Below are 13,006 nucleotides of genomic sequence, written 5' to 3'. Positions count from 1 at the left end.
GCTTAATATAAGAATAAAATTATCTTCTAGATAATAGAAGTTTATAAATTAGTGCATAGATTTTAGTATGTGACAACATTGTAACATCAAAGTAATATTAAATCGAATTAGATAGGAGGTAAATAATGTATAATCTTATTGGGGTGAGATAAATGGAAAAGATATTAAGTTTAAAAGGTGTAGAAAAATATTATGGGAATAAAGGAAATATAGTTAAAGCTATAGATAATATCAGTTTTGATGTATATAAAGGTGAATTTGTAGGAGTTATGGGACCATCTGGATCAGGTAAGACTACATTATTAAATACTATAGCAACTATAGATGAAGTTAGTTCAGGTCAGATTTTTATTGGCGATAAAGATTTAACTGAAATAAATCAAAAAGATATAGCTAAGTTTAGAAGGGAAAACTTAGGGTTTATTTTTCAGGATTTTAATTTATTAGATACATTAACTATTCATGAGAATATAGCATTAGCATTAACTATAAATAAAACTAAGAAAAGTGAAATAGATGGAAGAGTTAAAAAAATTGCATATGATTTAGGAATTGAAGATTTGCTTTTAAAATATCCATATGAAGTATCAGGGGGACAAAAACAGAGAACTGCTTGTGCAAGAGCTTTAATTACAAATCCTAAGTTAATATTAGCAGATGAACCTACAGGTGCATTAGATTCAAGATCAGCTCAGATGTTAATTGAGATGATATCAGATTTAAATAGAGAGTTTGGAGCTACTATTTTAATGGTAACTCATGATTCTTTTACTGCAAGCTACTGTGAAAGAATATTATTTATTAAGGATGGTAAGATATTCACAGAATTGGTAAAAGGTGATAAGAGTCGTAAACAATTCTTTAATCAAATCTTAGATGTAGTTGCATTGTTAGGTGGTGATGTAAGGAATGTACGTTAAGTTAGCTATAACAAATGCAAAAAAATCAATTAAGGATTATTTAATATATTTTATAACAATAACTTTATGTGTAAGCTTATTTTATGCTTTTATATCATTATCAAGCTCAAATTACGAGTTAATTACAGAAGAATCATATAATTTTGAGATGCTACAAAATATATTAAAATATTCAACTTATGTAATTACAACTGTATTAGTTGTTCTTATAGGCTATGTAAATAAGTATATGATGAAAAGAAGGCAGAGAGAATTTGCTACATATATTTTATTAGGAACAGAACAGAAGAACGTAGCATTAATGTTTTTTATTGAAACATTAATAATAGGAATACTAGCTATAATTTTAGGAATTGTTGTAGGGACGCTATTTTCACAAGTAGTTACAGCATTGGTGCTTTTAACTGCAAAGCAAGATATTATATTTAATTTTAGATTATATATGGATACGGTAGTTATAACTTTTGTATTCTTTTTATCGATGTTTTGTATTATAGGATTATATAATGTGAAGGTATTAAAAAAATTAAAGCTTATTAATATGATGTATGCTGAAAAGAAATCAGAATTTCAGTTTAAAAGAAATGAAAAAGTATATGGATTTATATTTATAGTTTCAATAGTACTATATAGTATTTGTGGCTATTGTACATATACTCTTATACAAGCTGTAGGTAATGATTCAAAGGTAGCAGGAAGTAAGCCTGTATTTATTATGTTAGCATTAGTGAGCTTTATTATAGCAACTTACTCTTTATTTTATTCCTTAGCCTTTATAATTATATATATTAAAGAAAAATGGATTAACTTTAAATATGAAGGTAGTAATTTATTTTTAATGGGATCAATAGTATCTAAAATTAAAACAGCACCTATTTTAATGGCTACAATTTCTATAACTTTCTTAGGAGCAGCAATAAGTTTTATAGTAACTCTTATTATATCTCAGTGGAGTTTGGGTTATTTAGATTATAGAATTCCATTTGATATTAGTATTTCAAATGAATATAATGTTCCAAGATATTTTAATATAACAGATATAAATGATATTCCTAATATAAATTATGGAGAAGTAGTTAATTATTTAAAAGGAAATGATAATAATATTAAAGAATATTGTATTCTTGAAAAGTATTTTATAAATAGAGATGATTTTTATATAAAAGAAAAAGAAGATAGGCCTATTTTAGCTATTAGTTTAAGTGATTTTAATAAATTAAGACGGATGTTAGGGTATGAGGAAGTACAACTTAATGATAATGAATTTACTACTCAATGGCAAAGGACAAGTTCGAAAGAAATAGTTGATAAGTTTATTAGTTTAAATTCAATTCTTAAAATTGAGGGTAAAGAGTTTAAAATAAGTGATGTACCTTTTTATATAGAATCAATTGGAGAGAGTAGTTATAACTTATATACAGATGCTCTTATAGTTTTACCTGATAAAATATGTAATGAGTTAATATTAGCAGGTACAGATTTTTATGCAAATATTAAAAAGCAAATGAGCCATGATAAAGCTGTAATATTTGAGAATGAGTATATTCAAACTTGGATTAATAAAAATTATAAGAATTTAATAAATAAATATAATATAGATAAGGATGACAATAGTTCTTATTTTATTTATACAAATATAAAAGCCTTAGAAGAAAGTGAGATATTAAATATCACTTTAGCAATGAGAATATTAGGAATATATTTAGGCGTAGTTTTACTTATGATTAGTTTAACAGTATTAGCGCTCCAACAATTAGTAGATTCTATAGAACATAAGAAACGATTTAATGTACTCAGAAAATTAGGAGTTGATGAAAGAGATATAAGTAAAATAGTATTAAAGCAAATATCTATATATTTTATTATACCTATATCAATAGCTATGATAGGAGTTATAGTATTTATTTATAATTTCCTTAGTTTATATTCAGTAGAAATAATATCGTATATAGGAAATAAAGCAGCTATATTTAATATTATAGTAGCTATTATTTTAATAATAAGTATTTATATATGTTATTTTATAGCAACATATTATACTTTTAAAATAAATATAAAAGAGCAGTAATTTAATAATTGGTATCTATTAGTATTACATTGTTTTCAAAAGCGGATAATATTAATAGCTTAAATAAAGTATAGTTATTCTAATATTCTATAATCAATATTGGAATAACTATTTTTTTGTTAGATATTTACTATGAAAGTTTTATGTAACTATTATTTTTACAAACTTAATTTAAATTAGTTATTGACTTTAGCTTTGAAATATAGTACTGTTTTAGTATAGTACTTATTTAGTACTATACTAAAACAGTACTATATCGTTTGGTTAATAATTTGGAAAGAGAGTAGATTATGCATAAACATAGTGAAAAGCAAGTAAATGATTTAAGTTTATTATTTCATGAAATTTTATTTGTAAAAAATAATATAAACTTAGGGAAAGATTTTGGAGACTTACATAAGTTTAGTGAGAATGAAATATCTATAATTAATATATTAGGACATAATGATAATATTACTTTAAAGGATATAATCAATATTATTAAAGTGCCTAAAAGTACCTTAACCGGATTAATTAATAAACTTGAAAAGAATAATTATGTAAAGAGAACTATTAATGAAATAGATAAAAGGTCTTATAAATTAGAACTAACAGAAGACGGTATGAGAGTTAGCAAAGAACATGATGACTTTGATAAAACTGTTTCAGCAAAAGTTCTATCTGCTTTAGATGATTCTAAAGAAAGAGAATTATTTATAGAATTATTCGGAAAAATCATTAATAACCTAAAAAGCGAAATAAAGGAGAAGAAATAATATGTTAGTAGATTTAAGTTTAAGAGTAACAAAAGAACATATGAAAATAGCTATGGACTATGGAAAGATGGAACATTTAGGTCATTTAGGAACACATTTTGATGTTATGGATAAGGAATTTCCTTTAGAATATACATCTAGAGAGGCTATAGTTTTTGATGTTAGTAATATAGAAGATAGAGATATTGAAATTTCCGATATAGATATAAATAAAGTTAAAGAAGGAATGTTTGTAGCTTTTTATACAGATATAATTAATAAATTAGAATATGCAACTAAAGAATATTTTGAAGGAAATAGAAATTTATCAAAAGATTTAATAAAAGAATTAGTAAAAAGAGGAGTATCAATTATAGCTATTGATTGCTGTGGTATTAGAGCTGGAAAAGAACATGATTTAGCAGATCAATATTGTGCAGATCATAATACTTTTGTAGTAGAAAATTTATGTAATTTAGAAAAAGTATTAAATGGAGAAAAAGATAAATTATTTAAGGTTAATACTTATCCTATAAAATTTGTTGATATTACAGGCTTACCATGTAGAGTAATAGCTGAATTATAAAATAAATAAAAGACTGTGTATTTACTAAAATTAGATACATTTATTATATCTAATTTTAATATTACACAGTTTTTTTATTATTAAACTATTAGTGTAAGAGAGGTAGAAACTTTTTTAGCAAGTTTTTTAGTATTATATTTTAATAATAAAAATAAGTTTAAGTAGATATTTTATTATTATTGAAGTAGTTTTTAAATATTAGAATTTTTAATTTAAGGTATTTATATTTAGCTTGGAACAAGACGAATTATTCTATCATCAGATGGATTAGGATTTCCTCGACCATCTCTATTACTTGTTGTAATATAAATAGAGCCATCTTTTGCTTGAACTACATCACGTAAGCGTCCATATTCATTTTTTAATAATGATTCTATATCGCTTACTACTGTACCATTATTATTTAATGAAATTGAAAGTAATTGTTGTCCTCTAAGTGTAGCAACAAGTAAATTATCTTTAAAAGAAGCTGAATTTATAAAGGCCATACCTGATGGAGCCCATGTAATTTCGTTGCTATGAACTAAAGGTTTTTGAACTGTTATTTCTGTAGAAGTTTCATCTCCTTGAACTAAAGGCCAACCATAGTTAGCTCCTGGAATTATTATATTTATTTCATCATGTGCTGTTTGACCATGTTCTGATGAGTATAGTATATTTCTAGGACTCCATGTTAAACCTTGTGGATTCCTATGACCTAGGCTGTAAATAGGTGAATTAGGAAATGGGTTATCTCTAGGGATATTTCCATTAAGTTCTATTCTAAGTATTTTTCCTGCAAGACTAGACATATCTTGTGCTAATGATGGATTTTGTGCATCTCCTGTTGTTATATATAATTTTTTATCTGGTCCTATCTTTAGTCTGCCACCATTATGAACTTGATTACCAGGAATCTTATCTATAAGAATTTTATCTATAGTTGCTATATTGTTGCTTTCAACTAATCTTACAACTCGATTATATATTCTATTATTTTCTCTATATGAATGCATAACATATATATAATGATTTTGTGAAAAATTAGGATCAAGTGCAATACCCATTAAGCCTCCTTCACCTTGACTTATAAATGGAGAAGGGAATGTAATTAGTGGTCTTGGATTAAGTATTCCATTTTCAATAACTCTAACTGAGCCAGGTCTTTCTGTAAAATATATTTTTCCGTCATTACTTATATCTAGTGCCCAAGGAACAGTTAAATTTTCAGCAATAACTTCTATATTATAAGGAAATTGTCGTAATTTTATATTTCTGAGTGGTGATATTATTCTAGTAAGAGATTTAAAGATAGCTTTTTTCATATTTTATATCCTCCAAATCATATATCCTTATAATATTATTCTTTTAATATATTAATGTTGATATAATTTTATAAGTTTAATTGCTTAAGAAGTATTAAATAAGAGTATTTTTTTATGGATAGAATTAATGTGAATATATATGATAAACTTATCATTGATACTGAATGGAAAATATTGACAATTCGAAGTGTTTAAGTTAGTATATAACTATAATGATTAGAGAGAAAATAAAAGTATAAACATAAGGGGTAAAAGATTATGAAAAAATTATTTAAATGTACTGTTTGTGGATATGTAGCTGAAGGAGTTGAAGCACCAGATGTTTGTCCAAAGTGTGGTGTTGGAAAAGAAAAATTTGTTGAACTTAGTAAAGAAGATGCTGATAAAATTTATTCTTCAGATAGAACTAACAGTATCCATGCTGAAATCATTTTATTAGCAGAACAAATTGCTAAACTTTCAGAAGAAGGTATAGTATTAAAACTAGATCCAAAATGTGTATCTGCTTTTGAAAAAGCAAAAGATGAAGCTTGGGTTATAAAACAAAGATGTAAAGCAGAGCTTGCAGGACATATGGCTAACGGTAAGTGGTAAATTTATAAAAGGATTGTATATTGTAATGGTACAATATACAATCCTTTTTTATTTATGCTTGAGTAAGCTTTAATATTTTAAAATTAATATGTTAATGGTAGTCTAGTTATTCTAAAAGTAAATAAGGTAAACTGAAAAATTTATGTTATTTTAAGAGCTTAGGTAATAATTATAATACTAAATTTAGATTGTTAAGGAAGAATATATTTATTGTAAAGATGATAGAAGATTTTTTTATATAGTGATGATAAAGAAATAAAAATATCTTTTTATTAAAAAAATATATAATATTAAGCTGGATTTTTATTTGTAAATAAATATAATTAGTTGACAATTACTATTAATTAGATTAAACTATTAAATATAACGATTAGAAATAAATACATTTGATATATAGTAATTAGAGATAGATATATAAGTAGAGGAGGAAATGACTATGAAAAAGTTATTTAAATGTACTGTTTGTGGATATGTAGCTGAAGGAGTTGAAGCACCAGAAGTTTGTCCAAAATGTAATGTAGGAAAGGACAAGTTTGTTGAACTTAGCAAAGAAGATGCAGATAAAATTTATGCTTCAGATAGAACTAACAGCATCCATGCTGAAATCATTCTATTAGCAGAAAAGATTGCTAAACTTTCAGAAGAAGGTATAGTATTAAATCTTGATCCAAAATGTGTAGCTGCTTTCGAAAGAGCAAAGGACGAAGCGTGGGTTATAAAACAAAGATGTAAAGCAGAACTTGCAGGACATATGGCTAACGGTAAGTGGTAATATTTATATAGTAAGATTGTATATTGTGATTCACAATATACAATCTTTTTTTATTTATAATTAAGTGAAATTAAATATATTGGTGTTAAATAAATTTTAGAATTAGGGGTAGGAAGTTTATTATTTTAGTTTTCTTCAATTCTCTAGGTATTCTGTACTTTTTGAAAATATAAGCTCATCTTACATATATAAGTTCAAAAATGAAATACTAAAGATGAGGTGATTTTATGAAATCAGTATGGAGCGAAAGTTGTAATTTTGAAAAGAAAGAAGCTTTAAATAAAGATATAGAAGTAGATACTTTAGTAATTGGAGCTGGAATAGCAGGAATATTAACAGCATATATGTTAAAGCAAAGTGGTAAAGAGGTAGTTTTAATTGATGCAGCTGAAACTGTGAGTGGAAATACAAAAAATACTACTGCAAAGATAACATCTCAACATAATTTAATTTATCATAAATTAATATCAGAATTTGGTGAAGAAAAAGCTAGGCAATATGCAAAAGCAAATGAACTTGCTATAAAGAGATATAAAGAAATTATTAAAGAAAGAAAAATAGAGTGTGATTTTGAAGAAAAGCCAGCATATGTTTATTCTTTAAATAAGGTAGATGAGATTAAAGAAGAAGTAGAGGCAGCTAGTAAACTAGGGATTAATGCAGAATTTGTAGAAGAAGTTAATCTACCTTTTAATATTAGTGGAGCTGTTAAGTTTAATAATCAGGCTCAATTTAATCCTCTTAAATTTTTAAAAGATATTTCAAAGGATTTAACTATTTATGAAAATACTAGAGCTTTAGATATTAAAGAAAATTTAGTAACTACAGATAAAGCTAAGATAACAGCAAATAATATAGTTGTAGCAACACATTATCCAATAATGAATGCGCCAGGGTATTATTTTTTAAGAATGCATCAAGAGAGGTCGTATGTTATAGCTTTAGAGAATACAGATAAGATTGATGGTATGTATATAGATCTTGATGAAAAGGGGTACTCCTTTAGAACTTATAAAGACTTATTATTATTAGGTGGCATAAAGCAAAGAACAGGAGAAAATGAAACTGGTGGAAGTTACGATAAGTTAAGAAGTGCTGCTAAAGAATTATATCCTGAATCAAAGGAAAAATATCATTGGTCAGCTCAAGATTGTATGACTATAGATGGAATACCTTACATAGGAAAATACTCTGATGAAACACCAAATATATATGTTGCTACAGGATTTAATAAATGGGGAATGACAAGTTCTATGGTATCAGCAATGATAATATCAGATATGATACTTGGAAAAGAAAATGATTTTTCAGAAATATTTTCTCCAAAGAGATTTGACTTATCATTATCAATAAATAATGTTGCTAAAGATATGGTTGAAACAGCTAAAAACTTTATTGCACAAAAAATATATATTCCAAGCAGTAATATAGAACATATTGAAAATGGTCATGGTGGAATTGTAGAATATGAAGGACAAAAAGTTGGAGTATATAAAGATAAGGAAGGAAAAACATTTATTGTACCAACTAAATGTACCCATTTAGGATGCCAACTTCATTGGAATGCAGATGAATTAACATGGGATTGCCCATGTCATGGATCAAGATTTAGTTATAAGGGAAAAGTAATAGGAGGTCCTGCAACTAAAGACCTTGTAGAGGATTAAAATTATAGAAATAATATTAGAATAAACAAATCCTATCTTCTCAAAACTAGGCTTTGTTTTAGAAAGTGATATTTTATAGTAAAGTTACTTTGTATATGTAAAGAAAATATAGAGAGTTTTAGATAATCTTATGTTAGCTAAATATAAAGAACTATCTTTAAAGAGGAAGGGTGTTCCACTTTAAAGATAGTCCTTTTTTAATTATAGAATAAGTTATTATCTTATTTATTAAATATAAAGACCATATCATACCAGGTACTTCCACCATGACAAGACTCAGAAACACCTCTATTTTCAAAGCCAAATCTTTCATAATAGTGAATTAGTTCTTTTTTACAAGTTAATACTGCACCTTCTAAATCATTAGATATAGCATTTTTTAATAGTGAATTCATTAGAGAAGCAGCAATTCCTCGATGCTGAAATTTATCTGATACAGCTAAACTCATAATAGCTAAGTACTTACCCATTACTTTATGATTATAATTTTCTTCATATAAATCATCAGTAATAAATTCATTATTTGTAGTAGTGGCATTAACAAAGCCCACAGCCTCATCATTAACAGTATAAACTAAAAAGAAATCGCTAGGTAAAGTTTCAATACGTCTAAGTATAACATTTCTAGGAGCTGCTTCACTTGAAGGGAAACAGTCATTTTCAATTCTATATACATTATCTAGATTATTAATATTTACTGATCTAATCATAAAAATCACCTCATATAATACGTAATTTAAACGGTATTGTAACACTTAGGTGTATCTATGTCAATTTGACTTATTTAGTATTAATATTTTATCTTTCTTATTTTTTAGATTTAGCTTATTAAGTTTTTAAAAGCTTTAGTATATAAAAGAATCTAATCAGTATAAAATTTGTTATTTTGGAAGGATATGATAAAATGTTATAGACAAAATTAATTAGACATAAAAAAATGGGGGATATATAAGTGAGGATTAGTAGTTTTTTAAAATTAGTAGAGATTCAAACTATAGTAGCAAGTCTGATACCTTATACATTAGGTACAATGTTTGCATTATATAAGTTTGATAACTTTAATATGAAAGAGGGGATATTATTCTTTCTAAGTATGGTGTTTTTTGATATGACAACTACAGCTATTAATAATTATGTTGATTACACTAAAGCCATTAAAAAAGAGGGATTTGGATATGAGCAGCATAATGCAATAGGAAGAGATAATTTAAATCTTAAGATAGTTAAATATGTCATTATTACAATGTTATCTATATCAATAGCTTTAGGTTTAGTATTATTTTTTGAAACAGATATAACAGTGTTTATAATAGGAGTTATATGTTTTTCAATCGGAATTTTCTATTCATATGGACCTATTCCTATATCAAGAACTCCTTTTGGAGAAATTTTTTCAGGGCTTACACAAGGATTTTTACTTACATTTTTAGTTGTTTATATTCATACATATGATCAAGGTATAATTAATCTAGAAATGTCTAATGAAATAGTTAAATTACTAGTAAATATGAAATTAATTATAGGTATTTTTATAATTAGTATGCCAGTTGTAACAGGAATATCCAACATAATGTTAGCTAATAATGTTTGTGATATGGAAGATGATTTAGAAAATAAAAGATATACTTTACCAATATATATAGGCAAAGAGAAAGCATTACAAGTTTTTAAATTCACATATTACATTGGATTTATTTCAATAGTTATAGGAGTAGTAACAGGATTATTACCTTTAGTATCATTATTTGCATTAATAGCCTTTAAACCTATAAATAATAATATGAAAGAATTTTTTAAATTACAATCTAAGAAAGATACATTTGTGCTATCAATAAAGAATTTTGTAATAAGTAATGTAATATATATAGGAACTTTAGTATTTGGTACTGTATTTATGTAGAATTAACTATAAATAAAATTATAATTTTGATATAATAATTTCACCTTTATGAGCAGATTTATTATTTATATAAAATGATAATTGCTTAAATTAAGATATTATAATAAAAGACTTTTTTGAAGAATATAGTTATTAAAAAATATAATAAAATTTGAAGGGGATTAGTATTATGAAGAAAGAAATAGAAGTATTTGATTATACTAATGAAATTATTAAAGCTGTTAAAACAGGTGTTTTAGTAACAACTAAGGTAGATGATAAAGTTAACTCTATGACTGTTTCATGGGGAACTATTGGAATTGAATGGGGAAAGTCTATTTTCACAATTTTTATAAGAGAGAATCGTTTTACAAAACATCAACTTGATAAAAATCCTGAATTTACTGTAAATATACCAATTGGTGTATTTGATAAAAAAATATTAGGGGTATGTGGAATAAAATCAGGTCATAATACTGATAAAATTAGTGAACTTAATTTATCACTTGAAGAACCTAAAAGTATTTCAGTTCCAGGTATAAAAGAATTACCATTAACACTTGAATGTAAGGTTATATATAAACAAAAACAAGATAAGAATGAGATTAAAGAAGAAATTTTAAAAGATTGTTATCCACAAGATGTAGATAGTTCATTCCATGGAGCAAATAGAGATTTCCATACTGCCTACTATGGTGAAATTGTGAGTGCTTATATTATAGAATAATACTTTTTAATTTTAATATATTATTATATTAATTATAATTAATATAATAATTAAAAACTTTTCTATTAAAGGATAGATTTAAATAATAAAAGCGTGGCTTAGGCCACGCTTTTATTTACCTAAACATAAGCAGGAGTATCACTTAATATAATGCTATCTTGATATTTTCCTTCAGTTTCAAAAATAACTATTTTATTTTTCTATTTTCTTATAAAGATTTATATATTTTTATTTTCCCAAAGAACTGATGCTGGTATTTCTTCAAGCATTGAATTTAGTGTATTTATAACAGTATCTTTTTTTATTGATGATGAAGATAGTAATTGTCTATAAACTTTACTTCCTCTTTGGCCTTGGAATAGACTTTGAAGAGGCGCAATTAAAGTATGTACGCTAGTTCCCTTTTCTAATTCATTAATAATATAAGGCATATAAGCTTTAATTAATTCACCTCTTGAAGGAATATTATTATCCCCAATTTTGTTATTAAGATTATCTAAATGAGCTAAAAGGTAGCAATTTTCATATGCAACTCTTCCTAGCATTACACCATCTACTTTTGTAAGTGCATCTTTAATTGAGTCCAATGTTTTAAAGCCACCATTAATTTCTATATTTAAATAATCAAAATCTTTTTTTAGTTTATAAACCATATCATAATCAAGTGGTGGAATTTCTCTATTATCTTTTGGACTTAAACCTTTTAATATAGCAGAACGGGCATGAATAGTGTATCTATCAGGTTTAGCTTTAGATACTGTATCTAAAAATTCTAATAAGTCCTCATAACCTTCCATAATTATTTTACTATTAATATCTTCTATTACCCCAGTTCCATCTATACCAATTCTATGCTTAATAGTTATAGGTTTATTTGTAGCTTCCTTCATTGCAGATAGTATTTCATAAACTAATTCTTTAGAAGACATTAAAGCTGCTCCCATTAAGTTACCTGAAACTCTATCAGATGGACATCCACAATTTAAGTTAATTTCACTATAATTATAATCTTCAGCTAGTTTAACTGCTTTGTAAGCATCTTCAGGATTAGAAGCTGCAATTTGAAGTGCAACATTACCTTCTTCCTTATTAAAGTATAATATTTTATCTCTATCACCATTAATTATAGCTTGGGCTGTAACCATTTCTGTGTAAAGAAGAGCATCTTTAGTCATAAGTCTAGTAAAATATCTAAAATGCCTATCAGTTTTATCAACCATTGGGGCAATACTTATTTTAGGGGTAGCTATATTTGAAATATATTTTTCCATCATTATATCCTTTCTTTTGTTGTAAGCTTTTTAGTTATACATTTTTTATTATTATAGCATAGGAAGAAAAGATGATAGTATTGAAATTTATATTATTTTTAGGTAACTCTACCTAGTTTTAATAATTATTTAATATAAAAAGAATTTTATTTTAAAATATGTAAAAATATGGTAAAATTATGTTAACAATAAAATTATTAATTTAAAGGAGAATAGATGGAAACTTTTTTTATAATTAAACTTACTTTTTTTGTTGTTTCAATATTAGTGATATTCAAATATGGATTTAAAGAAATAATAGAGTTTAAACATGACTACGATAATAATAATAAACTAAAATGGAATGAAGATCTTTTAGATGAGTATAATATGGATGATAAATATCAAGTAAAAGTTAGTAAAGATGAATCCTTATTATATAGGATTTTTAAATATGAAAATAAAAAAAATAAAGAAAATTAATTAAAAATTTTTTAAAAATATT

At 25.4% G+C, this 13,006-nt stretch carries 13 protein-coding genes; 10 read left to right on the top strand and 3 right to left on the bottom strand.

The genetic code is table 11. The annotated features are described in order from the left end of the window. Positions 1 to 152: 152 nt before the first annotated feature. The 4 genes from BN8917_RS11385 (at position 153) to BN8917_RS11370 (ending at position 4,308) form a co-directional block, all read left to right on the top strand. Positions 153 to 920 (top strand): ABC transporter ATP-binding protein, encoded by a 768-nt coding sequence (locus BN8917_RS11385; protein ID WP_066874503.1) that lies wholly within the window; start codon positions 153 to 155, stop codon positions 918 to 920. Continuing rightward, positions 910 to 2,988: an FtsX-like permease family protein gene (locus BN8917_RS11380; RefSeq protein ID WP_066874501.1), complete on the top strand. Its 2,079-nt coding sequence runs from the start codon at positions 910 to 912 to the stop codon at positions 2,986 to 2,988. The genes BN8917_RS11385 and BN8917_RS11380 overlap by 11 nt, the downstream gene beginning before the upstream one ends. A 290-nt stretch (positions 2,989 to 3,278) precedes the next feature. Further along, positions 3,279 to 3,743, top strand: coding sequence for a MarR family winged helix-turn-helix transcriptional regulator (locus tag BN8917_RS11375; RefSeq protein ID WP_066874499.1), 465 nt, complete (start codon positions 3,279 to 3,281; stop codon positions 3,741 to 3,743). 1 nt (position 3,744) lies between these two features. After that, positions 3,745 to 4,308: a cyclase family protein gene (locus BN8917_RS11370; RefSeq protein WP_066874497.1), complete on the top strand. Its 564-nt coding sequence runs from the start codon at positions 3,745 to 3,747 to the stop codon at positions 4,306 to 4,308. A gap of 227 nt (positions 4,309 to 4,535) precedes the next feature. On the opposite strand, the gene BN8917_RS11365 is transcribed toward BN8917_RS11370, so the two are convergent. After that, a complete protein-coding gene (locus tag BN8917_RS11365; protein ID WP_066874495.1) occupies positions 4,536 to 5,612 on the bottom strand; it encodes a PQQ-dependent sugar dehydrogenase in 1,077 nt (358 codons plus the stop codon). Positions 5,613 to 5,870: 258 nt separating this feature from the next. Here BN8917_RS11365 and BN8917_RS11360 point away from each other — a divergent pair, with 258 nt between their 5' ends. The 3 genes from BN8917_RS11360 to BN8917_RS11350 all read left to right on the top strand — a co-directional run bounded on the left by BN8917_RS11360 (position 5,871) and on the right by BN8917_RS11350 (position 8,645). Beyond that, positions 5,871 to 6,206 carry a rubredoxin-like domain-containing protein gene (locus BN8917_RS11360; RefSeq protein WP_066874493.1) on the top strand — a complete coding sequence of 112 codons (336 nt, stop codon included), beginning with the start codon at positions 5,871 to 5,873 and terminating at the stop codon, positions 6,204 to 6,206. 436 nt (positions 6,207 to 6,642) lie between these two features. Beyond that, positions 6,643 to 6,978: a rubredoxin-like domain-containing protein gene (locus BN8917_RS11355; protein ID WP_066874492.1), complete on the top strand. Its 336-nt coding sequence runs from the start codon at positions 6,643 to 6,645 to the stop codon at positions 6,976 to 6,978. A 227-nt stretch (positions 6,979 to 7,205) separates the two neighbouring features. Beyond that, positions 7,206 to 8,645, top strand: a complete 1,440-nt coding sequence (locus BN8917_RS11350) for an FAD-dependent oxidoreductase (protein ID WP_066874490.1) — start codon at positions 7,206 to 7,208, stop codon at positions 8,643 to 8,645. 221 nt (positions 8,646 to 8,866) lie between these two features. Here BN8917_RS11350 and BN8917_RS11345 read toward each other — a convergent pair whose 3' ends face one another. Then, entirely contained in the window at positions 8,867 to 9,355 is a 489-nt protein-coding gene (locus tag BN8917_RS11345) for a GNAT family N-acetyltransferase (protein WP_066874488.1), read from the bottom strand. 242 nt (positions 9,356 to 9,597) lie between these two features. Here BN8917_RS11345 and menA point away from each other — a divergent pair, with 242 nt between their 5' ends. After that, positions 9,598 to 10,545, top strand: a complete 948-nt coding sequence (menA, locus tag BN8917_RS11340; protein WP_066874486.1) for a 1,4-dihydroxy-2-naphthoate polyprenyltransferase — start codon at positions 9,598 to 9,600, stop codon at positions 10,543 to 10,545. A gap of 169 nt (positions 10,546 to 10,714) precedes the next feature. Beyond that, a complete protein-coding gene (locus BN8917_RS11335) occupies positions 10,715 to 11,251 on the top strand; it encodes a flavin reductase (RefSeq protein WP_066874484.1) in 537 nt (178 codons plus the stop codon). 218 nt (positions 11,252 to 11,469) lie between these two features. On the opposite strand, the gene dusA is transcribed toward BN8917_RS11335, so the two are convergent. Next, on the bottom strand, positions 11,470 to 12,522 hold the full coding sequence (gene dusA / locus BN8917_RS11330) for a tRNA dihydrouridine(20/20a) synthase DusA (protein ID WP_235830005.1): 1,053 nt from the start codon (positions 12,520 to 12,522) through the stop codon (positions 11,470 to 11,472). Between the two features lie 216 nt (positions 12,523 to 12,738). Here dusA and BN8917_RS11325 point away from each other — a divergent pair, with 216 nt between their 5' ends. Next, the gene (locus tag BN8917_RS11325; RefSeq protein WP_066874480.1) at positions 12,739 to 12,984 is read left to right on the top strand and encodes a hypothetical protein; all 246 of its coding nucleotides are present in this window, start codon (positions 12,739 to 12,741) and stop codon (positions 12,982 to 12,984) included. Positions 12,985 to 13,006: the final 22 nt, after the last annotated feature.

The organism is Clostridium mediterraneense (assembly GCF_900091705.1).
Taxonomy (GTDB): Bacteria; Bacillota; Clostridia; order Clostridiales; family Clostridiaceae; genus Sarcina; species Sarcina mediterraneense.
Note: the sequence above shows the minus strand (reverse complement) of the source record. Positions and strands in the feature narration are given on the sequence as shown.